Here is a 24877-nt window from a genome sequence, read left to right as displayed (position 1 = left end):
AAGGGGTCAAACGAGCTTTTTAAGTGGGTTGTTTTTTGAAAATAGAAGACGTAGAGGGCGAAAAAAGTTTTTGCTGGCTACGAGCCTTAACGAGAGGATTCGCATTTATGGGTATGCATGGCAACTCACACGCACAGTTTGCATTACAGAATTGTATCCTATTTGCATAATTTGTTGATCAATATGGCGTTTCTCCATACAAAAAACCTATATTTTTCACAAATTGATTTCCATCAAAATAGTAGGGTTTCTATGTGCTAGATTGCGCACAGCTCAAAAAGATATAGATACCCGTGTGCTTCAAGGCGCTGAGTTTACTTGAAATCTCAGATCAGTTAGCAGGCACCCCTTTGGGTACGACATAACGAAGCCCTACGAAAGGAAATAAAAATGAAAAAAACAATCTGCAGTCTAGCAGTGGTTGCTGCACTCGTGTCACCAAGTGTTTTCGCTCATAAACAAGGTGACTTCGTTCTTCGTGTTGGTGCGGCGTCTGTCGTTCCAAATGACAGCAGTGATAAGATTCTTGGTTCTCAAGAAGAGTTAGAAGTTGACTCAAATACGCAGCTTGGTTTGACGTTTGGCTACATGTTTACAGACAACATCAGTTTAGAGCTTCTAGCAGCAACACCATTCAGCCACGATATTTCAACAGACTTGTTAGGTCTTGGTGATATCGCGGACACCAAACACCTTCCACCAACGCTTATGGTGCAGTACTACTTTGGCGAGCCACAAAGTAAGTTCCGTCCATACGTGGGTGCAGGTCTCAACTACACCATGTTCTTTGATGAGGGCTTCAATAGCACGGGTAAAGGCGCTGGTCTTTCAGATCTTAAGTTGGATGATTCATTCGGTCTAGCAGCGAATATTGGTGTGGATTACATGATCAACGATCAATGGTTCCTCAACGCCGCTGCGTGGTACGCAAACATTGAGACAGAAGCAACTTATAAAGCAGGTGGAGTGAAGCAAAAAACCGACGTCAAAATTAACCCTTGGGTATTTATGATCAGCGGCGGTTACAAGTTCTAAGAAAAACCAGTAGTTACACGCACATTACTATTATTGGCATGACTTTGGGGGCGGTTACGGGGACTGCCCCTCTTTTTTATCCTCGTTTTGATTGCACATCATTTACTCCACTTAGCAACATGCAAAATTGGATCTTTACCTTGCAGATCATTTTATTGTCGGAAGATCGAAAAGTCCTACACTGATCACATAATTGAACAAGTGGACAATATAAATGAGCGACGACATCGCAAAGCATTCTTCCTCCAGATCTAAGCTGGTAAAAACTCTTTTCTTTACTCTCTGTGTTATCGCATTTGGTGCGATGTATTGGTCTTGGCAGTATTCAGACAGTCACCCAAGCACGGAAGATGCCTACGTTAGGGCAAAAATTTTGTCGGTAGCGCCTCAGGTAAAAGGCCAAGTGGTTTCTGTGGATGTTAAAGATTTCCAATCTGTTAATAAAGGTGACCTACTGCTGAAGATAGATTCACGCCCATATTTGTTGGCCGTGAAGCAAGCAAAAGCGGCATACCAATTGGCGGTCCAGCAACATGACGTTGCCGATAAGCAGGTAACTGAAGCTGTTGCGGGCTTAGATGCGGCGCGCTCTAACCTGACAGAAGCGCAAGTAGAGTACAAACGTACGGATTCCCTAGTGAAACGCAAACTGGCGTCGGACCAAGATTTAGATACGGCAAAAAACAAACTCGCCAATGCCCAAGCGAGCCTGGAGCAAGCGCGCGCAACGGTAGAAAAAGCCATTGCGAACCGTGGTGAAGAAGGCGTAGAGGCTGCGGTCGTTCAACAAGCGGCAGCACAGTTAGCGCAAGCGGAGCTGAACTTGAGCTACACCGACATTACGTCACCAGTGGATGGCATTGCCGGTGAAATCAATACGCACGTAGGCTCGGTCGTTAGCGTGGGTCAAACGTTGTTCCCTGTGATTTTAAAAGACAGCTATTGGGTACGCGCGAACTTTAAAGAAACCGATCTTACTCATATTAAACCTGGCATGCATGCGGATGTGGTGATTGATATGTACCCAGACGTGGTGTGGAAAGCAACGGTAGAACAACTATCGCCTGCGAGTGGTACATCGTTCTCCTTGATGCCACCAGAAAACGCAACGGGTAACTGGGTTAAAATCAAACAGCGTTTCCCTGTACGTTTGGCATTAGAAGTACCGGCCGATGCGCCGCAACTTCGCGTGGGTGCGAGCTCAGAAGTCACCATTGATTTGCAAAGTAGCGTGCAATGAGCCATCAAATTACGGCAGACAAACGGGGGATTGCCACCGTCGCCGTGATGCTTTCTGCCATCATGGTGTTAATCGATATGACCGTTGCGAACGTGTCGCTATCGCACATGATGGGCGCGTTGGGCGCAACGGCAGACCAAATTACGTGGGTGTTGACGGGTTACAGCATGGCGGAAGCGATCTTCATTCCGATGACCAGTTTCTGGGTGTCGCGTTTTGGTGAACGCAAAGTCATGTTGGTTGCTGTGATCGGTTTTGTGATTGCCAGTGCGCTTTGTGGGCAAGCACAGTCTCTTGAAGAGATGGTGCTATTTCGCATTATCCAAGGCGCTTTCGGCGCGTCGGTGATTCCATTGGCGCAGTCGACGTTAGTGCAGATTTATCCGTATGAGCAAAAAGGCAAAGCGATGGCGATTTTCTCCATCGGCATTTTGCTTGGTCCTATTTTGGGCCCAGTTGTGGGTGGTGTGATCACCGACAACATTAACTGGCGCTGGATTTTTTACATCAACTTGCCATTCGGTTTGATCTGTACCTCTTTGATTTATCGCTATATCCACATCGACAACAAATCCAAACCTAACTTTGACTGGTGGATCATCGGTTACATGGCGTTAGGTGTGGGCGCGTTGCAGTTTGTGTTGGATAAAGGGAATGAAGAAGACTGGCTCGACTCACGCATGATTCAGACGGCGATATTGCTCGCAGTCATGGGATTGGTGATGTGGATCTATCGCAGTTGGAAAACCAAAAGTCCAATAGCGCCATTGTGGCTGCTGAAAGACCGAAACCTTATGGTCTCGTCATTGATGATTGCCGTGGTGTCGATGGCGATGTTTGGCCTGACGACTCAACAACCAATGCTGTTGGAAAGCTTGCTGGATTATCCGGTCTCAACCACTGGTTTATTAATGGCACCGCGTGGGTTGGCGTCAGCGGCGATGTTGATTTTGGTGATTAAGCTCAATCCGCAATTCGATCCCAGAATCAAAATAGTCTTTGGCTTGAGCTGCATCGGGATTGGTAGCTATTTGATGACGCAGTACTCACTGCAGATCGATACATTTTGGATTGTGATGCCGAGTATGATTCAGGGGATGGGGCTTGGTTTAACCTTCTCGACGCTATCCACCTTGGCGTATTTAACGATTCCGAAAGAGCAATCTGTTGCGGCGGCGAGTATTTACAATCTGTTCCGTACCATTGGTAGCTCGTTTGGTATTTCTATCGCCACCACGTTCCAATATCGTGATAGTCAGCAGCAATGGCATGCGCTGGGAGAGGGTATTAATCCTTATAATCCTAACTTGCATGACTGGGCGGCCAATCAGGGGCTTTCTATTACCGACCCGGTTGCGTTAGACCAATACCAACAGATGTTGCAGCAGCAATCGCAAATGGTCGCGTTTGTGCACACCTTCCAGCTTGTGGGAGTGATGTTCGTGATCATGATGCCGATGCTGGTTTTCATTCGGTCGCGTGAATAACATGAAGTTCCGGTGAATAGTGTAAGAGAACGCCTCTCAAGTTGTGTCAGCTTGAGAGGCGTTTTTTATTGGACAGTGCCAGTGAAAGAAGGACGTTTACTCTAATGTCACTTCGTCAAAATGCGGATTGGTTTTGAGCGCGCGCATTGCGACTAATTGTTCAGTCGGGAAGGCGGTGTGCTCACCATCCATATCTAAAAACAAGCACTCTTGTCGCTGCATGTCGTAGCCTGTGTCGAACGCGTTGCCCTGATGAGTTTCACCATTTTTTAGTGTGATCTCGATAGGGAGCTTAAACATACAGGCGATTTCAATAAAATCGTATTGGCTGCAAGTCACCATAGCTTTCTCCTTTCAAACCGACGCAGTATTCAGAAGGTTTGAGAACCGCTTCCTTAATATAGAAAACGTTTGATTGAAACTGAATCTTCATCTTACACCTCATTTTGGTCACGAAATAGACATACACGCACGTTTTAATAAACCTACTGTTGAGCGTTCGCAAGCGAGACAAAACTACGATATGTCTGAAACGATACTTAAGCGCACATACCTAACGAGTGAACAAAAGACACAAAAGCCAAGTTCACTGATTTCCCCTCAAACCTACCATGCGCAGTTGGCGCACCGTGTTCACCACTCGCCTCAATTTGAAAACGGCCGCGTTAAAAACGAGATGCCAAATATCCCTAGCCCGCAATCATTCTGGCAGGTGTGTTGGAGCTATCTTGGTGGTAGAACGCCATTGAGTCCTAACGAACATCTGCCACATTTCCCAATTCAACCTACGCAGTTTGCGCAGAGAAGTGAATCGATGCGCGTTACTTGGCTGGGCCATTCCACCATGCTGGTGGAGGTCGATGGCATTCGAATTCTGACTGATCCGGTATTTGATTACGCTTCTCCGTTCATCGCAAAAGCGTGGTTTGAACGCAATATTCCCAATACCCATGCCAGAGATTGTTTGCCGATTCCTGAAATTATCGTGATTTCGCACGATCATTACGACCATTTAGAAGCATCGACCATACGTTTCTACGCCGATAAACCCGTGACTTTTTATGTACCCTTAGGGGTTGGCAAGCATCTGATAAAGTGGGGCGTTTGCGCAGACAACATCGTGGAATTCGATTGGTGGGATAGCGTGCACTATGCCGGAATCGAACTGATTTGTACGCCTGCTAACCATAATTCGGGTCGTACTTATTTCGATAAAAACTCGACCCTGTGGGCTTCTTGGGTCATCAAAGGCAAAGAAGAGACGCTCTATTTTAGTGGCGATTCAGCTTACGATTCGCACTTTTCCGAGATCGCACTGCGATGTGGACCAATCGACATTGCCTGTTTGGAAGTGGCTGCTGATGTGAAAGGCCAAGGTTATCCGGTCGAAAACTGGGGGCACATGCAGGCTCATCATACCGTGCAAGCGTTTCGCGATTTAAATGCGAAAAAACTGTTGCCCGTGCATTGGGCTACATACGAGCTATTTACTCACCGCTGGGACGAACCGATTTTAGATTTGCTTACCCATTGTCAAAAAGAACATATAACGCTGCTGACGCCAATGCCGGGGGAGAGTTTTTACGTTCATCAAGAACATATAAATAAACAATGGTGGCGAGAAAAAGAAATAGGTGAGCCAGATATAATTTTGACTTAATAATATGTTCTTACTTCAATAATTATTTTAGAAGTTAACCTTGTTATTTTCAGAATATAACAAGGTTTTTTACTCGCTTACTCATCAATCACTTGAGGTTTTAACTCGACGACATTTCCTTCCGGATCATGTATATAGAGTGATCTACCGAACCCTTGTGCGCCATACCGCTTCGCAAACTCTTCGGTTTCAATGCCGCGCGCACGCAGATATTCCAGTAATTCATCCTCGGAAAAAGGCGCCAATTGCAGGCAAAAATGGTCAATATTACGACCATTTTGAACTGGTGGCTTACCGCCGAGTTGACCCAATTCGCTGTCTACCGTCACTACATCAATCAATGCGTTACCTGCCCTAAGTTGAGTTAAACCAAGTTCCGTTACTTCGCGTTCGACAGGGCAGCCCAAAATGTCTCGATAGAAATGCAACATAGCATCGAGGTTACAGGTCCTTAAAACAACATGATCAAGCGCTTTGATGGCGATTGGATTTTTGGTGGGCATGCTTCACTCCTTTTTGCATTGTGTTGAGGTAAGTATAAAGTGACCTTAAAAGTGGTGAGAGAAATGATCAAATTCCAGATGTTTTTTTGCTAGAGCGAGTGCAGAAACACTGCAACTCAAAGCAAACAAAAAAAGGCTAGCGTATTGCTAGCCTTTTGGAATATGGATGGGGCTATTACTCGTAATCAGAAGCGTAAGTTTCTTCGTAAGTGTGTGAGTAAAGCTCGAATAGGTTGCCGAATGGGTCTTCTAGGTAAACCATTTTCGCAGGCTTATTATCGTCTTCTGGGTGGTAACGCATGATGTCCATGCGAACTTTGCCACCTAGTGCTTCGGTGCGTTTGATAGCACCTTCAAAATCGTCTGTCTGCAAACAGAAATGGAAGATACCGATGCGAGAAAAATCCACTTCATGGCGCTCTTGACGCTCTTTCATTTCGAATAACTCAAGGCCGATGCCATCACTTGTCACAAGGTGCGCAATGTTGAAGCCTTTAAAGCCTTCCCCAAAGACCGCAATACACATTCTGCCAATTGCCGTTTCGCGTTCTTCAATTACTTTCGTGTTGCCCATAACGACTTTTAGACCTAGCGCTTGCGTGTAAAACTCAACCGCTTTGTCCATATCTCCGACCATAATACCGACATGATTCATTTTCATTTGTTTGCTCCCAACATGTGTGTTTGAACGTTGTCTTGTTTCGATGTGGGACAGTATATGGCGTGATATTAATTACATGAAATTATCATAAATTATAAAAATAATAATTTTATTTAATGATGTGGGTGTTGGGATTGAGTTAGTGAGCTAAGGCCTCAACAGCTTGCCTCACCGAGGTGAAATGAATCTTGATAATGCACCGTTGCGCGAGGCTGAATTCATGCGATTGGATTAATGACGTAACCTCTTCTACGGACAGCGTTCGTTCTTTTGGGTGTAAAAGAGTGGTGTTCGAACCATTGTTTTTCAATTCGAACGTGTTGCCATTTGAGTCAATAACGTAATCATCTTGCCCAAAAATGAGGGCTTCGCATTCAGAGTCTAAGTCGGACTGGGAATGCGTGTAGATCAGCTCATCGTCGCCGGCTAGTTTTAGCAAGCATGGCCAGCATACTGCGTGGTCTCTCATGGTTAACTCATTATTCATTGTTATTTAGAAACTTGACCCAGGTTGTTGCAAAAACGCTAACTCTTCGGGAGTGCTCTTTCTTCCCAGTATCGCATTGCGATGAGGATAGCGCCCAAACTGGTCGATGATGGCTTTGTGTTTTAGCTCAAAATCGTAGTTATTTTCAAGCCCTGATGCGCGGAACAATTTTTCAGCTTCGACATGAATGAGGCGAGATTCGCTGTGCATAAACGGCATGTACAAAAAACTTAGCTGCTCAGGCGCTAATTCTTTGTCGTGACCTAACCGAATTGCCTCTTGAGCCAATGCTAATGCGAGTGGGTCTTGTGCAAACGCTTTTGGGGTGTTGCGATACACATTACGTGAAAACTGGTCGAGGACGATGATTTCGGCCAATCGCCCTTGTGCGCTGTCACGCCAATTAAACAGTTCACAACGAGCGGCTTGTTCTAATATCGAGGCAAATCGCGATGTAATACGCTTGTCCAGTTCTGGGTTGTTTTCAAACCAATTTTGGGGCGATAGCTCCTCGAACCAAAATTTGATGACTTCTTGGTACATGGATCTTCCTTCCTATTGCATTAGCTAAAGAATAAAAAGCCAGAAGGCGAGCTCCTGGCTTTCTGTGTTTTATCGACCGTAAGTCTCTACGATGTAACGTTCAAAATCGTCACACATTTGTTCGTCAGAGATGGTGTTGCTTGCCAGCTCTTTACTGCCGTCGACGACTTTAATCGCGGCGTTCAGTGAAGCGACTGATGCTCGCTCTCGCGTCGCAAGTGAGTCGATTTTCTTCTGCTGCACTTCCCATGCCTGTTCTGGTGACAGGTTACACACGTCTGCAAGGTATTTGGCATTGAAGCCTTCGCCAGTCAGGCTGACAATGGTTTCGTTGTGCGACAAGTGATTGCCTGCGTGCCAGTAGTGTTTTGCCAGCAGTGGGCCAATTTCTGGGTTATCCGTCAGGTAACCAAACTTCTCAAGGAAGTATGCACGGGTCTGATACACCGCCATGTGCGCGAGTAGATAACCTTGATACGCACAAGCTGCTTCGTCGGATAGCAAATGTGGAATCGCCATCAGTGGGCGAGGGCTGCATTCCAAACCAAGGATCTGTTTTTCACAATCGCGAGCTAGCTTAGTGATGCGCTCTGGCGTTAACTCGTCATCGCTCAGTTGATACAACGCGCGCTCAAAATATGGCACAACCAAGATGCTACGTTCTTCATAAGCTTTGAATGGCTGACGGCTGTTGATCATTGCTTGAATAATCTCATCAGGAACAGAATTCCCTTCATCATCCAGTGCGTACTGTTTTAGCCAATCGGCATCGGTTAACAGGCTATCACAGAACATCGACTGAGTTTCTGCATAAGCCATTGACGTCGGCGAAAACTCCTGCGAGAAACAAGGCGCGTTCATTTTTACGTTCGCAAAGTGTGCTGCGTGGCCGCCTTCGTGGAACAGCGTGTTAATGCCATCGTAGCCACTGCCCACTTGGTCTGGTTTGGCATTACTGGTGAAGTTCACCTGTGCTGCGACCCATTCGCCTTGATTATAGAAAGAAGGGATAGGGCCGTGGCAGAACCCGTTCGGGTACTTACCTTTGCGATCTAGTAAATCCAGCGTTAGCGTCGCGCCAGAGTAATCAATATTTAGGCGACCAAATGATTCTACCCAGCGTCTCAGAGATTTTGAGAACGGCACGTATGGGTCAAGGTCACGCATAACGTTACCCGCGAATGAGTAAACAAAGTTGTAGCCTGCTAGTGCGCTTGCGCCTTTCTCTTTCGCCAAGTTTTCTAAGCTGTTTAGGTGCGCATCTCGCGTGCGTTGTTCGAAATCTTCCAAAATCTCGAATAGCTGCTCAGTGCTCATCTTTTCCGTTTTTTGCACGGAGTAATCAAAGAAAGTCGCATAACCCAGTGAGCGAGCGAACTGGTTGCGCAGTTTGATCAGTTCAATAAAGCCGTTTTGCAGTAGCCATTGTTCAAGGTTCAGCAACGCTTGATGAGCCGATTGGCGAACTTCTTCATGATTGCTGGTGCGAATGGTTGAGCTTAATACTGGAAGTGAACCTTCTACTTGCTCGCCGTTCTCATCGGTAAATGTTTGTACGTGGTTCTGTTTTTTCTCGAAGAGCTCAGCTTCAAAGGCAATGAGCTGATTTTTCAACGCTTGTGCTTTTTCGCCCTCGATAGCGTGAGATTCAAACATCGCCAGCCAACCAGATAGACCCGTAATGGTTTGTTGTTTCTCTTGTGGGTCGGTAATTGAGTCCGCGGCTTCAAGCTGTTGTTTGATGGCGGTAATTTGCTCGGCGTTGCTTAAAAAGCTTGTCCATGCCGTTTGTGCTTGCGTCGAGCCATCATGGTCATCGCTGATCCCCATGTAAGTTTCCCAAAAGAAATCTTCTTTGGTGCGGTGAATCGCAAGGTAACGTTGATTGAGGTCGTTGAGATAATCCGTTGCGGTCATTTTGATCCTTCAAATGGTTTCGTTATGTAGACAGTTGATTATTGCACGCTTGGTCGCGAGAAAGGAACGCTAATCTCATATGTCGATTTTGCATCGCGTAAAGGTGATTTTACTATTTGTTTACATTTGGGTGAGTTAATAGGAGTTATGAGCTTGCAGTGTTAAGACTGGTATGGAGTTTACAGTTTATTAAGTAATTAATCTGCGGTGCGCTATCGATGATCCTTATCAGGTGTAATAAGATTTCCATATCGTGGCGATACAGTTGGAAACGATATGATAAATAAGACAAAAGTTACGTTATTGGCGGTAGGTACGATTTTAGTTGGATGTTCCACAGTCGCGCCACCAAGAAATGATGCGGTTGAAAGCATTCAACAAAAGTGTTCTGTGATTTTAAGCAATGATGTTGCGGGCGATCAGCGCTGGCAGACGTACAACGGCTTGCTTGTAGAATATGCCGTGCATGGCGTTAAGAGTCAGGTACAACTGGAACGTTTTGAAGCGTTTATGCAGAGCGTGCAAGATGATGAGTCTGGACAGTTAGTTACTGAGTTGATTGAGGTCACCGACTGGGGATGCTCAAACGGCAATTATCTTGAAGAGATGAGCTTGTTTATTCAAGAAGTTCAGAAGTAAAAAACCGAGCGTTAAGTCGCTCGGCTTTTCTGTTTGTGGAACGCTTTTGTACGCTGGTTAGTCAGGACGTTTACTCCTCTGGATACTCGCCCATACCTTGCGTTTTACCTTCAGCTTTCCAATGCTCTCCAGGAGCAAATGCTTCATCGCATAAATCTACGGTGTAGCCCATTTCTGTGATTTCCTTCAAAGTGAGGTTATCAGCAATATTTGCAACTTCCCCCGATTTATTCCGTAACTCCATGTTGATCTCTCCTCTGTAGGTAGACGAGTGGCATCAATGCACAGTGAAGAATGCATTGGTAACCTTTGTTCTAAGTATATAACCCTCTGCTAAAAATGAAGGTTTAATCCACTTTTTAAATATGGGTAATTGGATAATGCTTTGAGCTGCTTCCGTTATTTAGAACCGCAGCATCGCGATAGTTTGCCATTTGTGATTTATTGAGTGGTTAAACGGTCAATTTGGAAACTCGAAATGGTGATTCTCGACCACGCTTTAGCACAACAAATTGTTGATCGAACCATGTCCATCATTGGTCACAATGTGAATGTGATGAACTCGGCAGGCATCATCATTGGCAGTGGCGACCCTAAACGTGTTGGGCAAGTGCATGATGGCGCGGTACTGGCGCTGAATCATGGCGATTCGCTAGAGCTTAATGAGCAACAATGTTTGACGTTGCAGGGTGTCAAACCCGGTATCAATATGTTGTTGAAATTACATGGCGACGTGGTCGGTATTGTTGGCGTCACAGGCGAGCCGGAGAAAATCCGAGATTTTGCAAAACTGGTTAAAATGACCGCTGAACTGACAATCGAGCAAGCCGCGCTGGTGGAAAAATTTCAGTGGGACAGACGTCATCGCGAAGAGTTTATTCTGGCTTGGATCAATGGGAAATTGACCGATGAAGAGCTGAAAGATTGGGCGATGCGTCTTTCTATCGATGTTACTCAACCACGGGTGGCAACGGTGATTGAAGTCTCGACGCCGTCCGCCTCGAAAAGCATGAAGAGTGTGCGCAATATTGTTGAGCTGCTTGAATACCCAGAGCGTAACAACCTAGTTGCGATTGTCTCGGTGAATGAAATTGTGGTGTTGAAACCGTGTCATTCCGCCAAGCAGTGGGATAGCCAAGTTGAAAGTGAGCGCATTGATAAGTTGATGTCGCGTTTAAGCGATCACGATTCGCATACGTTTCACATTGCGCTAGGACAGTTGTTTAATGAGCCTAAAGATGTCGCGTTGTCATACCAAAGCGCGAAGCAGGTATTAGCCATTGGCAAGCAGTTCTACCCAGAGAAACGTAAGTACCTGTTCGATGAACTTCGTTTGCCTGTTTTGTTAGCGCCGTTGGCGGATATTTGGCAAGGTGAACAAATTATTGATGGCGTGAAACGGTTGAAAGAGAAAGACAAATCTGGGCAATTATTGAAAACCCTAGATGCACTGTTTGAATGCAATGGCAATGTAACAGAATGCTCTAAAATGCTGTTTATTCACCGGAACACTCTGCGCTATCGGTTAGAGAAAATCACCGAGATAACAGGGCTACCAACAACCAATTTTGTGGGGTTAGCGGAGCTTTATATTGCGACTCGGCTCTCAAAAATGTCGTGATGTTGTGCATTTGCACAATACGCGTTATTTTTTGACCACATCATTTGTCACTCCGCCTAAAGGAATTCGAAAGCAAACGATTAATAATTCATGCGTCCCTACATGTTGAGTGAGCCAACACGGACTCGCTCAGCAAAATAAGAATAAATGGAGTTATCATGAACCTTATATTAATCCTGCTCGGGGTGATCGCATTTATTGTGCTCACGACCACCAAATTCAAATTACATCCCTTTTTAGCGCTGATCATCGCGGCGTTCCTTGCGGCATTTGCTTACGGCTTACCGGCAGATAGCATTGCCAAAACCATTGCTTCTGGCTTTGGCGGCATCCTTGGTTACATTGGTTTGGTTATCGTTTTAGGTACCATCATTGGTGTTATTTTGGAAAAAAGTGGTGCGGCGATCACCATGGCCGATACGGTCATCAAAGTGTTGGGTGAGCGTTTCCCAACATTGACCATGAGCATCATCGGTTACATCGTTTCTGTTCCAGTATTTTGTGATTCAGGCTTTGTCATTCTGAACTCGCTCAAAGAATCACTCGCTAAGCGTTTAAAAACCTCAAGCGTTGCGATGAGTGTGGCGTTGGCAACTGGCCTATACGCAACGCACACGTTTGTGCCGCCAACTCCTGGCCCGATTGCCGCTGCGGGTAACTTAGGCCTGGAATCTAACCTTGGTTTAGTGATTGGTGTGGGTGTGTTTGTTGCAGCGGTTGCGGCGTTAGCGGGTATGTTGTGGGCGAACCGATTCCAACATGTTGAACCAGATGGCATTGAAGCCGTAGAAGAAATTCAGCAAGACTGGCAAGCACTCAAAGCGTCTTACGGCAAATTGCCAACGGCGAGCCAAGCATTCGCTCCTATTTTTGTTCCTATCTTATTGATCTGTTTTGGCTCTATCGCGAAATTCCCAAGCCTACCGCTGGGCGAAGGTTTTGTGTTTGATGTTCTGACTTTCTTAGGACAGCCACTAACGGCATTGGTGATTGGCCTGTTCCTTTCTGTTTGCCTACTCAAGTCAGACAACAAGATTGAAGAATTTGGCGAGCGAATCAGCCAAGGTATTACGGCTGCTGCGCCTATTCTTTTGATTACCGGTGCGGGTGGTGCATTTGGCGCGGTATTAAAAGCAACGCCGCTAGGTGAATACTTGGGTACGACGCTATCGGCGCTGGGCGTGGGTATTTTCATGCCATTTATCGTTGCGGCTGCGCTAAAATCGGCGCAAGGTTCGTCAACGGTTGCACTAGTGACCACATCGGCTTTGGTTGCGCCTATGCTTACGCAATTGGGGCTAGATTCAGAAATGGGCCGCGTATTAACGGTGATGGCGATCGGTGCAGGTGCGATGACGGTTTCTCATGCAAACGACAGCTTCTTCTGGGTAGTTTCGCAGTTTAGCCGCATGTCAGTGGGCTTAGCGTACCGCGCGCAAACCATGGCTACGCTCGTTCAAGGTGTCACGGCAATGGCATTGGTGTACATTTTGAGTCTCGTTCTCTTATAAGTCTCTGGAAATACGTATGAAAGTGGTAATTGCACCTGATTCATTTAAAGAAAGCTTAACCGCCAAACAAGTGAGCGAGGCGATCAAAACGGGTCTTGCTCGCGTATGGCATGATGCCGAGTTTGTTACGGTTCCGGTCGCAGACGGTGGCGAAGGCACGGTTCAATCTTTGATAGATGCAACTCAAGGCGAACAAGTCTTCACAACAGTGACTGCGCCATTAGGGAATGATGTTGAAGCGTTTTATGGCATCCTCGGCGACGGCGAAACTGCGGTTATTGAAATGGCGGAGGCCAGTGGGCTACACCTTGTGCCGAGTGACGCTCGCGACCCAAAACTGACCAGTAGCATTGGTACCGGACAGCTGATCAAACACGCGCTAGACAGAGGCATTCAACGTTTAATCATTGGTTTGGGCGGCAGCGCTACCAATGATGGTGGCGTGGGCATGTTGACCGCGTTGGGGGTGGCGTTTCTTGATGAATCTGGTCATGCAATTACCCCAAATGGAGGCGGGTTAGCGGCGCTTGCGTCCATCGATATTTCTGGTCTTGACCCTCGTTTAGCAACTTGCGAAGTGTTGGTAGCGTGCGATGTTGATAACCCACTCTGTGGTGACAAAGGCGCGTCGGCTATCTTTGGCCCTCAAAAGGGAGCGACGGTATCAGACGTCACTCTGCTCGATAACGCATTGCGCAAGTTTGGCGAGTTGACGGAACAAGCGACGGGTAAGCATGTACTGACTCGTGAAGGGGCGGGTGCTGCTGGTGGTATGGGCGCGGCCTTGCTCGGGTACACGCCAGCACGTTTGCAACCAGGAATTGAGATTGTGCTTGAAACGGTCAAACTTGCTCAGCATGTTGAGGATGCGGATATCGTATTTACAGGCGAGGGTCGAATCGATCATCAAACCGCACATGGCAAAACGCCGATGGGCGTTGCTCAGGTGGCTAAGCAGTGTAATTTACCAGTCATTGCATTAGCAGGCTGTGTGGGCGACAACTATCAGGCGGTTTATGAGTGCGGCATTGATGCGGTGTTTGCTTGTGTACCAAGGGCGATGAGCTTACCTGAGGCCATGAAAGAGGCCGACGTCAACGTTGCTAATTTAGCCGAAAACGTCGCGAGAATGTGGCAAATTAAGTCGAACTGAAGGCGATGACGATATGAAAAAACTCCACCTTTGTGTGGAGTTTTTTGTTGTTACCTGTTTGCGTATGTCGGCATAAGTTCATTTAGCAAGAGCGAGTTAACAGGCATGTTTTTTTATCAATTTTGCCAGAGTTTGCATCGCGTGACTCCAATCGGTTTCATGACCAAAGTTTGCCACGCTGAGGCGTACGCAATGCCGATATTGCCCTTGAGTGCCAAATACGGTACCGGGAAGTAGGCTGATTCTGTGCTTATTGCATGCTTGATACAACGCATAGCTGTCCGTGTCTTCGGGCAGTCGCAACCAAAGTAAGAACGAGCCTTGTACGGCGTTGATCTGGTATCGATTTTTTAGAGGTTCGTATTCATCCAAGTATTGATGAAGCATCTGGATAAATCGTCGCATGTTGTTTTGATAAACCCGACCCATTCGCGCAGTATGCGTTCGATACTTGCCTGACGTTAGAAACGTTGCCACGGCGGATTGCATCAGGTTCAAACTGCCCATGTTCTCACACAGTAGATATTGTTCAATTTGGTCTCGATATCGCCCCGCCAACATCCAACCAATTCTCAAACGCGAATCGAGCGTTTTGGATAACGAATTCACGTAAATTACGCGTTGCTTGTCATCGAGCAATCTCAAGCTTGGCAACGGCTTATCATAACTTAACCCGCCAAACACATCGTCTTCGATAATAGGAATATTGCCGGACGCCAATAGCAATTGCTGGCGCTTTTCTAACGGCATCATGGCACCAGTAGGGTTGGTGAAGTTTGGTGTTACGATGATCGCTTTTATGTCCCATGTCGCCATTGCTTTTGCTAAGGCTTCGGGGCACATACCGTCTCGTGGGCAACTCGGGATTTCCACCACTTTGAGGCCGAGTGATTCGAGCATCAATAAGTTTCCAAAATAACAAGGAGACTCCACCGCGACGATATCGCCTTTTTGTGTCGTTGCGCGCAGCGCTAGGCTTATTGCTTGTTGCGCGCCGTGCGTCACCATGATTTCATCCAATTTGGCTGGTGTGCCCAAATCTTGCGTGATTTTCGCCAGTTGTTTAATTAAGAGGTGATCACCGGGTGGCAACTGGTAATGGCTCGGTACATGTGTTTGCTGGCGGCTGTGACGGCCGATCTCGGCGTACAAGCTTTTGATCGCGGGAGAGTCAATGTTTGGGTGGGCAGAACCGGTAGGCAAACGCTCTTGGTATTCAGGATAAGTAAGGATTTCTTTGCAGATCGAGAGCAAATCCACGCGAGTCGGATCCGGAATTGAGCGAGAGGTCGGCAAAGCGACTTTAACTCGATAACCCGATTTGGGAACCGAGTACACCAAGTTTTGTGCTTCCAGCTCTTGATACGCACGAATCACGGTATTTTTACTGACGTTTAATTCTTGGCTCAACGAGCGAATGGAGGGCAGTCGATCATCCGCCTGATAAACGCCACCACTGATGGCTTGTTTGAGGTGTTTTTCCACCACGAGGTACTTATTCCCTTCACCGCTTCCCAATAAATCTGTACCCATAAAAACACTTCCATCTGTCACTTTTTGAAAACACTGTACCTAATTACATTAGCAGTATCTCAAAACATAAAACAAGCGTGAGTGAGGCGATCATGTTAATCCGAGCCATCCCTTTTGTATTTGTCATCCTTTGGGCTTCTGGATTCGTTGGTGCGCGTTTTGGTTTGCAATATGCCGAGCCAGCGACACTACTTTCTATCCGTATGGCATTCAATGTCTTATTGTTTTTGGTTCTTGTGGCGGTATTGCGTAGAAGGTTGCCGACAGGAAAAGATTTATGGCACAGCTGTGTGGTTGGTGCATTGATCCACGGTTTCTATCTGGGCGGTACTTATTTCGCTATCGCCTTAGGTATGCCTGCGGGGTTGAGTTCGTTGCTGGTGGGTATTCAACCGATTTTAACCGCGGCTTTGCTGGTGGTGTTTGTTCGTGAGGAATTTAAACCCTCGCAATGGTTGGGTTTGGCTCTTGGTTTTGTCGGTATCGCTATGGTGTTGATGGGCAAAATGGAGTGGCAATCCGAGCAGCATAAAGTGTTGGCCATTGGTTTGTGTTTGTTGGCTTTGGTTGGTATCACGCTAGGGACGCTTTATCAGAAAAAACATTGCCAACAAGTGGATATGGTGGGTGGTGCGACGGTGCAATATTTGGCCGCGCTCGTCATGTTTCTGCCCGTTGCGATGCAGTTTGAAACCATGCAAGTGCAGTGGGAACTGGAGTTTATTTTGACTGTGTTGTGGTTGGTCGTCGTGCTCTCTTGTGTAGCTATTCTACTGCTGCTGTACATGGTTAAGAACGGTGCTGCATCGAGCGTAGCTTCTGTATTCTACCTGGTGCCGCCAACGACGGCGATTCAGGCTTGGCTCGCGTTTGGAGAGTCATTTGATTGGATGGGGATTTCTGGTTTCGTACTGGCAGCTACGGCGGTGTATTTGGTGGTTAAAAAGCCGGATCTGACGATAAAGAAATCGATTCAAACAGAATATACCTAAATTGGGTAGGGACATTTGCGTATCAGTGGGTACAATCTGCTTCATCTTAATCCGTGGAGCAGAATGATGAAGGTAAAGCCAGATCGAATGACCGCCATGCGTAGCATCATCGAGCAAGTAAAAGCGGAACTACCAATTTATGAACCAGAAACGTTTGTATGTGGACCAGAAGGGCAGTGCATTGGCTGTCCGAAGAAATTGTTGGAAATGGTCGATTCAGAAGTCACTTATTGGGAGTCAGCCATGGAGCGCGGCATTGTTCCGCAGTTCGATGAGATTCGTCGTTTTGGCAAAATGTGCACGAATGTTCGTCGTGGTCTGGTGCGAAATAATGTGCCTTTACTCAGTAACTAGAGAGTAAAAACCGTCTAATATCTGACACATAGCGTCGTTTTGTTACACTGCTCTTTGGCTGCTGTTCTCAAGTTTGAGTGGTGTTTGTCTCTTCTTACCCCTTAAGCCTTTAATCGTAAGAAATTGGCGATATATTGGCTCGGTCTCACATGGATGTGGGGCTATTGTCTTGGGCTAGTTGAGATAAGAAACGTGAAATCAAAGGGATTTACGCTGATGGAAATCACCATAGTGCTTACCACTTTGGCTTTCATCGCATTAGCTGCTTTACCAGTACTACTCGATATTCATCGCCAAGCATACGCTGCGATGCTGCACAGTTCTCAGTCTTCTTTGGGTACGGCTCTCAAATTCTTTCATGCTCAATCAGTGATTGATAACGCTTACGGCCAAGAGCACGTTCACTACATTGACCGACATGTCAAAACACGCAAAGGCATGCCAGAAGCGAGTGCCGATAGTATTCGAGCTTTGTTAGAAATCGATCTACCAGCCAGAGGTTATTCGAAAATTGACGTGCCGTGCAAAGGCAGTGATTTTTGCATCATCGGTCAGCAGCACCCAAACAGTGCTCATTTTGTCGCTATTCCTGATTATCAGTTCTTAGATAAATCGGGTGTTGATCGCGTGGTGTACATTTGGCCGCAAGGTTACACACTGGCAGAAGAAGCATGCTATTTCTACTACGTGAATCAAGCCTCTAACGATTCAATTGTTCGAGGGTATGTGACGCAAGGGTGTTAATCCCGAATAAGTGTTGCGAACAACGGTTATCGTGAGTCTACAAATCGGGGTTTTTCGAAGGGCTTTGCGCTTTATACAATACCATTTTTTGACTCATCAAGACTTTACCATTTGGCAAGGTCACTTCCCCAAGTTCCCCCTGATGTTCAAATCCAAACCGTTCATATAAAGCAATCGCTGGTGTGTTGGTTGTGTATACGTAGAGTGCGATTTGGTCGTAACCAAATTCCCAACCACGTGCGATCGCGACTGCCAATAGTTTCCGCCCCAATCCTTTGCCTCGGTAGTTTTTGTCGATGTGAATACCAAGAATACCGACGCGAAGGCGTTGCCCTCTTTCGTAACCGCACATCTCAGCTGGGTAGATTTCAACACTACCGATAAGTTTTTGGCGGTCAAACGCGACAAACTGAGGGATGGACTCGTTTTCCACACGTTGCAGGATTCTGCGAAGCGTTGCGTTATCGGGTGCAGGAGAAATCAAAAATTCCCCTTCGGAGTACACTCGATTCCACAGCGCGGTGAAGCGCGCGATATCGCTCACCTTGATGGATCTGATTTGCATTCATCTTCCTTGATTAGTGCAGGTTAGTAACGGTTAGGGGATAAGCTCAGATAAACAACGAATTTGGTTAGGAATGGCTTCGGCTGGTGCATCAGCGCCCGTTGGGTTAAACCAAATTGTGTTTACGCCCGCTTTCATCGCAGGGTAAATATCTTTGTGAGGTAAATCGCCAACCATGGTTATTCCACTCACGTTAACCCCTAACTGTTTTGCGATGGCGAGATAAAACTCAGGTTGGTTTTTAGCGATACCGAGGTTGGCAAAACAAAAATAGCCATTTAAGTATTGGTCTAAGTCGACGCGAACAAATGCACGCTGAACCTCTTCCATGTTGGAATCAGATGCACTGGTCGCAATGTAGATGGGATGATTTTGGGAAAGTATTGCCAGTGTTTCTCTGGCTTGAGGAACTGCTTCTACGTGTTCCCAATCGCACATTTTTCCTTGTGCGTGAGGGAAATCTACCATCAAGGTGTTCCCCCAATCGAAAAGATAAATCATGTTCGAATCTCCTTATCCGCACATCATATCGTCTTTTTCTAAAATCAGGGGGGTAAATTGCATCGATAAATGCGATTTAGGTGGGTTTAGTCGTGAAAAGCGCTTAATTGTCGTTATCGTTACAAATGTTTCAGCATAATGCGTGAGTTAGTTTTAAAACCTTGATTATCGTAAAAGCGCTGTGCTGGCTGATTGAATTCCATCACTTCCAATCGAACTTGTGTGGCATTGGCATCGCGCGCCCATTGCTCACAGGCTTGGAGCAGTTGGCGGCCGATTCCTTGCTGCTTTTGCGCTTCATCGACAACAATTGTTCCCACGCGACAAATTGGGTCTTTGATCAGAAAACTGACGGTGTCGTTTTGGGTGATCATCGCGGTTAAGAAGCCGAGAATTTGCTGTTCGCGTTCGGCAATCAAAAAGAGTCGCTCTTTGTTCTCTAGTGCTTGTGCAAGAAATTCTCGATCAGCTTCTGATGGCGCAACAAAGGCTTCTGGCGCATTCGCAAAATGCAGTGAATTAATTTGAAAATTAAGCTGAAAAATTCCGTCTAAATCATCGGGAATCGCTTGTCGGATATGGACTTGCATTCTATCTGCCCCCTGCAATATCGATAAATGATCCTGTGACATAAGAGGCTTCGTCATTTAATAGCCAAGCGATCGCATTTGCTACTTCTTCTACCGTGCCACCGCGTTTAAGAGGAATTTGAGGGCTGAGTCTATCTACTCGGTTTGGTTCTCCGCCGTCGGCATGCATATCAGTGTAAATGAAACCAGGTCGAACGCCATTGACGCGAATATTGCGCTCTGCCAACTCTAGCGAGAGCCCTTTAGTTAAGGTATCCATCGCGCCTTTTGATGTGGCGTAATCGACATACTCAAATGGCGCGCCTGAGCGCGACGCTCCAGAGGAGACATTCACAATTGCACCGCCTGCACTGAATCGCCTCGCCGCTTCTCGACAGCAGAGAAAACAGCTATTCACATTGGTGTTCATTACTTTCTGAAAGCGTTCCAAGCTGATTTCTGACAAAGGCGATTGAGTAAATAGGATGCCAACGTTGTTGACCAAGTGCGTCACTGCACCAAATTCACGTTCTGTTTCATCAAACAAGGAGAGCACTTGCTTCTCATCGGCTACGTCTGCGGCGATGGCAATCGCTTTGCCACCGTTTGCTTGTATTTCTGCCACAACTTGGTCGGCGGCCTCTTGCTGAGTGCGGTAATTAACGCAAACGCGATAGCCTTGCTCGGCCAGCTTTTTCGCCGCTGCGGCTCCAATGCCTCGGCTTGCGCCGGTAATGATGACTACTTTATTCAAAATACGTCCTTATTTTTGTAGTGAGTAGATTTTATCGGCGTAGGGTTTGCCACCAATTTGGTATGCGTCTGGAATGACCTCAATGAGTTCGAAACCACATTTTATCAGGACACGTTCTGACGCAATATTGCCTTCAGTGACCGTCGCGGAAAAGTGGTTGATGTTATGTGTCGAGGTTGCCCAGTATAGAAGCGCTTGAAGAGTTTCTGTTCCAAACTGTTGGCCATGAAATTCCGGCAAAAGTAAGTAACCTACTTCTGCCTTACCGTTTTCAATAGCAAAGCCAGTGATGCCGATGGGTTGTTCAGATTGCTTATCGAGTATTACAAGGCAAAGCCAATGCTGGCAATTTGGGGTCCATGGTAATAATCGCGAAGCAAATTTTTCTCTTATTTCTGTTTCGCTGGGACGATCGAAACAGAGCGCAATAACCTCTTGTTCGGAGAGTAATCGTTGAAAGAGTTCCCAGTCACTGGCTTTGATGGGTCTTAATTGGCTTCTGTGCGTCTCGATATAAACTGACATGCGTGTCCTTACTGCATCAATGTGGAGATTCAGTCTCTCATCCTCTTATCTGTTTAATCAAATAGTTGCATTCATAAAAGTGATTTATGTGGTGAATAGTTGGCTGGGTAATGGATTATTGCCATATATTCATCTTTGAGATGCAAATAACAAAATTTCATACTTGAGGCATACAGAGCAACACGGAAATGATGTGGATCAAGAGAGGGCTACCCATAAAGTAGTAATTTGCGACCTATAATTACATTTTATTTGGAAGTGTTGCTAATTATGTCAATAAAAAAACGATATGTTGCACTGCTGGTTGCTGCCGGCATTGGTGTGGGCTGGTTAACTTTGGGGGGGAGTGCGGCAGTAATGCATTACACCTCAGATACTGAATTTTGTCTCTCGTGCCACTCTATGGAAACCCCTTACAAAGAGTACCAAGGCTCAGTGCACTTCAGTAATGCGAAAGGCATTCGCGCGGAATGTTCTGACTGTCATATTCCTCAAGAACCAATGGATTACCTGATCACCAAAATTCGTGCGTCGAAAGACATTTACCACGAATTTGTGACAGGCAAGATCGACACGCCAGAGAAATACGAAGCACATCGTAAAGATATGGCTGAAACGGTATGGGCTCAGTTCCGTGAAAACGATTCAGCGACGTGTCGTTCGTGTCATGATTTCGATGCAATGGAAGAGTTTGAGCAATCACGTGATGCGGCGAAGATGCACGCTTACGCGAAAGCAAACGATCAAACGTGTATCGATTGTCATAAAGGTGTGGCGCACTTTGCACCAGAAGCAGAGCTAGACAGCAAGGCATTTGAAACGTTGATGAGCTTCACCACAAAAACATCACCTGGTGCCAAAGTCGTTTACCCTGTGACTGAAATCGCAATGGGTGAGATGGGTAAAATTAACCCAACGACGAAGTTGGAAGTAATCAGCTCTGAAGGCGACAACCGCACTGTTAAGTTGAACGCATTCCAAATGAAAGGCGCAGAGCAAGTGCTTTACATGGGAGAAGGTCAACGTGCCATCGTAGCAACGCTAACAGAGCAAGGCCAACAAGCGCTTGAAACTGGTGAATTTGAGGCAGATGTTTACGGCAACGAATGGCGCGCGGTTTCTTTAACTGGCGCTATTGATTCTCCAGTTGTTGACACGCTTGAACCAGTATGGTCATACGCAGAAGAGTTGGACAACGTTTACTGTGCAACTTGTCACGCGAAAATTCCTTCAAATCACTTCACAGTGAATGCATGGGGACCGGTAGCGAAGAGTATGGGTGATCGAACTGATATTTCAGCCGAGAACCTAGAAATTCTAACCAAGTTCTTCCAGCACCATGCAAAAGATGTGGTTGGTCACTAACGATAAATAGAAGGATAAGATTATGACTAATATGACCCGTCGCGGATTTCTAAAAGGCACTGGTATGGCGGCTGGTGCAATGGCATTCACTTCATTTGCACCTATGTCTGTTGCGTCTTCAAACCAGCGTGGCAAGGGCATTTTGACAGCGGGCCGTATGGGCCCAATGCTGTGTGAAGTGCAAGACGGTAAGCTGGTTTCAACCACGAACGCATTGCCACAAACGGTACCAAACAGCCTACAAAGCACCGGTCCTGACCAAGTGCACACTAAAGCGCGTGTCAAGTACCCAATGGTTCGCAAAGGTTACTTGGCAAACCCATCAGCTCCCGAAGGAGTTCGTGGCAGCGATGAATTTGTACGGGTGTCTTGGGATGAAGCTTACAAGTTGATACACGAGCAGCACATGCGCATTCGTAAAGAATATGGCCCGGCTTCTGTGTTTGCTGGTTCTTACGGCTGGCGTTCAAGTGGCGTGCTGCACAAAGCACAAACCTTGCTGCAACGTTACATGAGCATGGCGGGTGGCTATTCAGGCCACTTGGGTGACTACTCAACGGGTGCTGCGCAGGTCATCATGCCGCACGTTGTGGGCTCTATCGAAGTGTACGAGCAACAAACCACGTACCCAGTGGTACTAGAGCACAGCGATGTGGTTGTGCTTTGGGGCTTAAACCCAATTAACACTCTAAAAATCGCGTGGAGCTCAACAGACTGTGCTGGTCTTGAGTTCTTCCATCAGTTGAAAAAATCAGGCAAGACGGTTATCGCTATTGACCCTATTCGTTCTGAAACCATCGAGTTCTTTGGTGAGAATGCGGAGTGGATTGCTCCTCACCCAATGACCGACGTGGCAATGATGATGGGTATCGCACACACCTTAGTGAAACAAGGTAAGCACGATAAAGCCTTCCTCGATAAATACACCGCAGGTTACGACAAGTTTGAAGCGTACCTGATGGGCGAAGAAGACGGCGTAGAAAAATCAGCAGAATGGGCATCACAAATCTGTGGCGTACCTGCGAAGCAACTTGAGCTACTGGCTGACATCTTCAGTAAAAACCGCACCATGCTGATGGCGGGTTGGGGCATGCAGCGCCAACAATACGGTGAGCAGCGTCACTGGATGCTGGTTACACTGGCAACGATGTTGGGTCAAATCGGTTTACCGGGCGGTGGTTTTGGTTTCTCTTACCACTACTCAAACGGTGGTAACCCTGCTCGTGATGCTGGCGTACTTCCTGCGATTTCGGCATCGCTGGGTGGCGGCTCTTCTGCGGGGAACGACTGGGCGGTGTCTGGCGCGGTGCAAAGCTTCCCTGTGGCGCGTATTGTCGAGGCGTTGGAAAACCCAGGTCAATCCTACCATCATAACGGTCATGAACTGACGTTCCCGGACATCAAGATGATTTGGTGGGCAGGTGGTGCGAACTTTACTCACCACCAAGACACCAACCGTCTGATCAAAGCGTGGCAAAAGCCTGAGCTGATCGTGATTTCAGAGCCTTACTGGACGGCGGCTGCGAAGCACGCGGACATTGTTCTGCCAATCACCACATCGTTCGAGCGTAACGACTTAACGATGACGGGTGACTACAGTAACCAACACTTGGTGCCAATGAAGCAAGTGGTTGAGCCGCAAGGTGAAGCGCGTAATGACTTCGATGTATTCGCGGACATGGCAGAGATGCTAGCTCCGGGTGGCCGTGACGTATACACCGAAGGCAAAACCGAAATGGAATGGCTGTACGGCTTCTACAAGGCGGCGCAACAAGGTGGCCGTGGCTCTCGCGTAGCAATGCCGAACTTCAGCAAGTTCTGGGAAGATAACCAACTGATCGAGATGAAGTGGAACGAGAAGAACGCACAGTTTGTTCGTTACGCAGATTTCCGTGAAGACCCGATCATGAATCCACTCGGTACACCAAGTGGTAAGATCGAAATCTTCTCGAAAACCATTGAAGGCTATCAGTTGGAAGACTGTCCTCCACATCCAACGTGGATGGCACCAACCGAGTACACGGGTACTGCGAAAGATGGCGAGTTGCAGCTAATGACCGCGCACGCAGCGCATCGTCTACACAGCCAATTCAACTACGCGAAGATTCGCGAAGAGTACGCAATTGCAAACCGTGAACCTATTTGGATTCACCCTGAAGATGCGAAAGCGCGTGGTATTAAAACGGGCGATCTAGTTCGTGCGTTTAACAACCGTGGCCAAGTATTGGTTGGTGCAGAAGTGACTGACCGAATCAAGCAAGGTTCAGTGTGTATTCATGAAGGCGGTTGGCCGGATTTGGATCCTAAAACCGGCATTTGTAAGAACGGCGGTTGTAACGTGTTAACGTTGGATATTCCGACCTCTCGACTTGCAAACGGCTGTGCGGCGAACTCGGCACTGGTTCGTATTGAAAAATACACTGGCCCAGAATTAGAACTAACAGCGTTTGAACCACCAAGAAATGGCTAGAAAAAAGTAGCGATTGAAAGCAAGAAGCCAGCGAATCGCTGGCTTCTT

26 protein-coding genes are annotated in these 24877 nt (G+C 46.8%); 13 read left to right on the top strand and 13 right to left on the bottom strand.

Features of this window, described 5'->3' with window-relative positions; genetic code table 11:
• Positions 1–390 precede the first annotated feature (390 nt).
• From ompW to R7190_RS00180, 3 genes are all read left to right on the top strand, one after another.
• Positions 391–1035, top strand: coding sequence for an outer membrane protein OmpW (ompW, locus tag R7190_RS00190; RefSeq protein WP_054576497.1), 645 nt, complete (start codon positions 391–393; stop codon positions 1033–1035).
• A gap of 214 nt (positions 1036–1249) precedes the next feature.
• Positions 1250–2275, top strand: coding sequence for an HlyD family secretion protein (locus R7190_RS00185; protein ID WP_054576496.1), 1026 nt, complete (start codon positions 1250–1252; stop codon positions 2273–2275).
• Positions 2272–3762, top strand: a complete 1491-nt coding sequence (locus R7190_RS00180) for an MDR family MFS transporter (protein WP_054576495.1) — start codon at positions 2272–2274, stop codon at positions 3760–3762. Before R7190_RS00185 ends, R7190_RS00180 begins: the two co-directional genes overlap by 4 nt.
• Positions 3763–3858: 96 nt before the next feature.
• On the opposite strand, the gene R7190_RS00175 is transcribed toward R7190_RS00180, so the two are convergent.
• A complete protein-coding gene (locus tag R7190_RS00175; protein WP_054576494.1) occupies positions 3859–4104 on the bottom strand; it encodes a Rho-binding antiterminator in 246 nt (81 codons plus the stop codon).
• A 181-nt stretch (positions 4105–4285) separates the two neighbouring features.
• Here R7190_RS00175 and R7190_RS00170 point away from each other — a divergent pair, with 181 nt between their 5' ends.
• A complete protein-coding gene (locus R7190_RS00170) occupies positions 4286–5422 on the top strand; it encodes an MBL fold metallo-hydrolase (protein WP_054576493.1) in 1137 nt (378 codons plus the stop codon).
• 77 nt (positions 5423–5499) lie between these two features.
• Here the strand turns inward: R7190_RS00170 and R7190_RS00165 are convergent, their stop codons facing one another.
• The 5 genes from R7190_RS00165 to R7190_RS00145 form a co-directional block, all read right to left on the bottom strand.
• Positions 5500–5925 (bottom strand): VOC family protein, encoded by a 426-nt coding sequence (locus tag R7190_RS00165; RefSeq protein WP_017634369.1) that lies wholly within the window; start codon positions 5923–5925, stop codon positions 5500–5502.
• A 175-nt stretch (positions 5926–6100) separates the two neighbouring features.
• Complete coding sequence (locus R7190_RS00160; protein WP_005374344.1) at positions 6101–6586, bottom strand: VOC family protein; 486 nt, start codon at positions 6584–6586, stop codon at positions 6101–6103.
• Positions 6587–6725: 139 nt separating this feature from the next.
• Positions 6726–7055, bottom strand: coding sequence for a DUF4144 domain-containing protein (locus R7190_RS00155; RefSeq protein WP_186585542.1), 330 nt, complete (start codon positions 7053–7055; stop codon positions 6726–6728).
• 24 nt (positions 7056–7079) lie between these two features.
• The gene (locus tag R7190_RS00150) at positions 7080–7616 is read right to left on the bottom strand and encodes a DUF924 family protein (RefSeq protein ID WP_054576492.1); all 537 of its coding nucleotides are present in this window, start codon (positions 7614–7616) and stop codon (positions 7080–7082) included.
• A 69-nt stretch (positions 7617–7685) separates the two neighbouring features.
• On the bottom strand, positions 7686–9533 hold the full coding sequence (locus R7190_RS00145; RefSeq protein ID WP_054576491.1) for a M3 family metallopeptidase: 1848 nt from the start codon (positions 9531–9533) through the stop codon (positions 7686–7688).
• Between the two features lie 276 nt (positions 9534–9809).
• Between R7190_RS00145 and R7190_RS00140 the strand changes: the two genes are divergently transcribed.
• Positions 9810–10172: a hypothetical protein gene (locus R7190_RS00140; protein ID WP_005374335.1), complete on the top strand. Its 363-nt coding sequence runs from the start codon at positions 9810–9812 to the stop codon at positions 10170–10172.
• 70 nt (positions 10173–10242) lie between these two features.
• Here the strand turns inward: R7190_RS00140 and R7190_RS00135 are convergent, their stop codons facing one another.
• Positions 10243–10416 carry a hypothetical protein gene (locus R7190_RS00135; RefSeq protein ID WP_005374332.1) on the bottom strand — a complete coding sequence of 58 codons (174 nt, stop codon included), beginning with the start codon at positions 10414–10416 and terminating at the stop codon, positions 10243–10245.
• A gap of 234 nt (positions 10417–10650) precedes the next feature.
• Here R7190_RS00135 and R7190_RS00130 point away from each other — a divergent pair, with 234 nt between their 5' ends.
• The 3 genes from R7190_RS00130 (at position 10651) to R7190_RS00120 (ending at position 14457) form a co-directional block, all read left to right on the top strand.
• Positions 10651–11793, top strand: coding sequence for a sugar diacid recognition domain-containing protein (locus R7190_RS00130; RefSeq protein ID WP_005374330.1), 1143 nt, complete (start codon positions 10651–10653; stop codon positions 11791–11793).
• 158 nt (positions 11794–11951) lie between these two features.
• Positions 11952–13304, top strand: a complete 1353-nt coding sequence (locus tag R7190_RS00125) for a GntP family permease (RefSeq protein WP_005374327.1) — start codon at positions 11952–11954, stop codon at positions 13302–13304.
• Between the two features lie 16 nt (positions 13305–13320).
• Positions 13321–14457 carry a glycerate kinase gene (locus R7190_RS00120; protein WP_005374325.1) on the top strand — a complete coding sequence of 379 codons (1137 nt, stop codon included), beginning with the start codon at positions 13321–13323 and terminating at the stop codon, positions 14455–14457.
• Positions 14458–14553: 96 nt separating this feature from the next.
• Here R7190_RS00120 and R7190_RS00115 read toward each other — a convergent pair whose 3' ends face one another.
• Positions 14554–15990, bottom strand: coding sequence for a PLP-dependent aminotransferase family protein (locus tag R7190_RS00115; protein ID WP_005374322.1), 1437 nt, complete (start codon positions 15988–15990; stop codon positions 14554–14556).
• Between the two features lie 92 nt (positions 15991–16082).
• Between R7190_RS00115 and R7190_RS00110 the strand changes: the two genes are divergently transcribed.
• From R7190_RS00110 to R7190_RS00100, 3 genes are all read left to right on the top strand, one after another.
• Entirely contained in the window at positions 16083–16982 is a 900-nt protein-coding gene (locus R7190_RS00110) for a DMT family transporter (RefSeq protein WP_005374320.1), read from the top strand.
• 66 nt (positions 16983–17048) lie between these two features.
• Entirely contained in the window at positions 17049–17336 is a 288-nt protein-coding gene (locus R7190_RS00105) for a hypothetical protein (RefSeq protein ID WP_005374318.1), read from the top strand.
• A 153-nt stretch (positions 17337–17489) separates the two neighbouring features.
• A complete protein-coding gene (locus R7190_RS00100) occupies positions 17490–18080 on the top strand; it encodes a type II secretion system protein (RefSeq protein ID WP_225474250.1) in 591 nt (196 codons plus the stop codon).
• Between the two features lie 37 nt (positions 18081–18117).
• Here the strand turns inward: R7190_RS00100 and R7190_RS00095 are convergent, their stop codons facing one another.
• The 5 genes from R7190_RS00095 to R7190_RS00075 all read right to left on the bottom strand — a co-directional run bounded on the left by R7190_RS00095 (position 18118) and on the right by R7190_RS00075 (position 20994).
• Positions 18118–18645, bottom strand: coding sequence for a GNAT family N-acetyltransferase (locus R7190_RS00095; RefSeq protein ID WP_005374314.1), 528 nt, complete (start codon positions 18643–18645; stop codon positions 18118–18120).
• 33 nt (positions 18646–18678) lie between these two features.
• Positions 18679–19146 (bottom strand): HAD family hydrolase, encoded by a 468-nt coding sequence (locus R7190_RS00090; protein ID WP_005374312.1) that lies wholly within the window; start codon positions 19144–19146, stop codon positions 18679–18681.
• A 119-nt stretch (positions 19147–19265) separates the two neighbouring features.
• Positions 19266–19736 carry a GNAT family N-acetyltransferase gene (locus tag R7190_RS00085; protein ID WP_005374310.1) on the bottom strand — a complete coding sequence of 157 codons (471 nt, stop codon included), beginning with the start codon at positions 19734–19736 and terminating at the stop codon, positions 19266–19268.
• 1 nt (position 19737) lies between these two features.
• Positions 19738–20469 (bottom strand): glucose 1-dehydrogenase, encoded by a 732-nt coding sequence (locus R7190_RS00080; RefSeq protein ID WP_005374308.1) that lies wholly within the window; start codon positions 20467–20469, stop codon positions 19738–19740.
• A 9-nt stretch (positions 20470–20478) separates the two neighbouring features.
• On the bottom strand, positions 20479–20994 hold the full coding sequence (locus R7190_RS00075; RefSeq protein WP_017634358.1) for a GNAT family N-acetyltransferase: 516 nt from the start codon (positions 20992–20994) through the stop codon (positions 20479–20481).
• A gap of 270 nt (positions 20995–21264) precedes the next feature.
• Between R7190_RS00075 and R7190_RS00070 the strand changes: the two genes are divergently transcribed.
• On the top strand, positions 21265–22359 hold the full coding sequence (locus R7190_RS00070; protein WP_017634357.1) for a NapC/NirT family cytochrome c: 1095 nt from the start codon (positions 21265–21267) through the stop codon (positions 22357–22359).
• A gap of 22 nt (positions 22360–22381) precedes the next feature.
• Positions 22382–24829 (top strand): trimethylamine-N-oxide reductase 2, encoded by a 2448-nt coding sequence (locus R7190_RS00065; RefSeq protein WP_167415783.1) that lies wholly within the window; start codon positions 22382–22384, stop codon positions 24827–24829.
• Positions 24830–24877 lie beyond the last annotated feature (48 nt).

This window comes from Vibrio sp. 1078-1, assembly GCF_033340475.1.
The sequence above is the reverse complement of the archived record's forward strand: the minus strand, read 5'-3'. Positions and strand labels throughout refer to the sequence as shown.

Excerpts from the sequence above, each read along its gene's own strand:
- R7190_RS00155 (WP_186585542.1), bottom strand. The coding sequence starts at position 7,055 with ATGAGAGACCACGCAGTATGCTGGCCATGCTTGCTAAAACTAGCCGGC.
- R7190_RS00065 (WP_167415783.1), top strand. The coding sequence starts at position 22,382 with ATGACTAATATGACCCGTCGCGGATTTCTAAAAGGCACTGGTATGGCG.
- R7190_RS00160 (WP_005374344.1), bottom strand. The coding sequence starts at position 6,586 with ATGAAAATGAATCATGTCGGTATTATGGTCGGAGATATGGACAAAGCG.
- R7190_RS00110 (WP_005374320.1), top strand. The coding sequence starts at position 16,083 with ATGTTAATCCGAGCCATCCCTTTTGTATTTGTCATCCTTTGGGCTTCT.
- ompW (WP_054576497.1), top strand. The coding sequence starts at position 391 with ATGAAAAAAACAATCTGCAGTCTAGCAGTGGTTGCTGCACTCGTGTCA.
- R7190_RS00175 (WP_054576494.1), bottom strand. The coding sequence starts at position 4,104 with ATGGTGACTTGCAGCCAATACGATTTTATTGAAATCGCCTGTATGTTT.
- R7190_RS00120 (WP_005374325.1), top strand. The coding sequence starts at position 13,321 with ATGAAAGTGGTAATTGCACCTGATTCATTTAAAGAAAGCTTAACCGCC.
- R7190_RS00145 (WP_054576491.1), bottom strand. The coding sequence starts at position 9,533 with ATGACCGCAACGGATTATCTCAACGACCTCAATCAACGTTACCTTGCG.
- R7190_RS00165 (WP_017634369.1), bottom strand. The coding sequence starts at position 5,925 with ATGCCCACCAAAAATCCAATCGCCATCAAAGCGCTTGATCATGTTGTT.
- R7190_RS00115 (WP_005374322.1), bottom strand. The coding sequence starts at position 15,990 with ATGGGTACAGATTTATTGGGAAGCGGTGAAGGGAATAAGTACCTCGTG.
- R7190_RS00125 (WP_005374327.1), top strand. The coding sequence starts at position 11,952 with ATGAACCTTATATTAATCCTGCTCGGGGTGATCGCATTTATTGTGCTC.
- R7190_RS00180 (WP_054576495.1), top strand. The coding sequence starts at position 2,272 with ATGAGCCATCAAATTACGGCAGACAAACGGGGGATTGCCACCGTCGCC.
- R7190_RS00150 (WP_054576492.1), bottom strand. The coding sequence starts at position 7,616 with ATGTACCAAGAAGTCATCAAATTTTGGTTCGAGGAGCTATCGCCCCAA.
- R7190_RS00090 (WP_005374312.1), bottom strand. The coding sequence starts at position 19,146 with ATGATTTATCTTTTCGATTGGGGGAACACCTTGATGGTAGATTTCCCT.
- R7190_RS00170 (WP_054576493.1), top strand. The coding sequence starts at position 4,286 with ATGTCTGAAACGATACTTAAGCGCACATACCTAACGAGTGAACAAAAG.
- R7190_RS00185 (WP_054576496.1), top strand. The coding sequence starts at position 1,250 with ATGAGCGACGACATCGCAAAGCATTCTTCCTCCAGATCTAAGCTGGTA.
- R7190_RS00095 (WP_005374314.1), bottom strand. The coding sequence starts at position 18,645 with ATGCAAATCAGATCCATCAAGGTGAGCGATATCGCGCGCTTCACCGCG.
- R7190_RS00105 (WP_005374318.1), top strand. The coding sequence starts at position 17,049 with ATGAAGGTAAAGCCAGATCGAATGACCGCCATGCGTAGCATCATCGAG.
- R7190_RS00135 (WP_005374332.1), bottom strand. The coding sequence starts at position 10,416 with ATGGAGTTACGGAATAAATCGGGGGAAGTTGCAAATATTGCTGATAAC.
- R7190_RS00085 (WP_005374310.1), bottom strand. The coding sequence starts at position 19,736 with ATGCAAGTCCATATCCGACAAGCGATTCCCGATGATTTAGACGGAATT.
- R7190_RS00070 (WP_017634357.1), top strand. The coding sequence starts at position 21,265 with ATGTCAATAAAAAAACGATATGTTGCACTGCTGGTTGCTGCCGGCATT.
- R7190_RS00100 (WP_225474250.1), top strand. The coding sequence starts at position 17,490 with ATGTGGGGCTATTGTCTTGGGCTAGTTGAGATAAGAAACGTGAAATCA.
- R7190_RS00140 (WP_005374335.1), top strand. The coding sequence starts at position 9,810 with ATGATAAATAAGACAAAAGTTACGTTATTGGCGGTAGGTACGATTTTA.
- R7190_RS00130 (WP_005374330.1), top strand. The coding sequence starts at position 10,651 with ATGGTGATTCTCGACCACGCTTTAGCACAACAAATTGTTGATCGAACC.
- R7190_RS00075 (WP_017634358.1), bottom strand. The coding sequence starts at position 20,994 with ATGTCAGTTTATATCGAGACGCACAGAAGCCAATTAAGACCCATCAAA.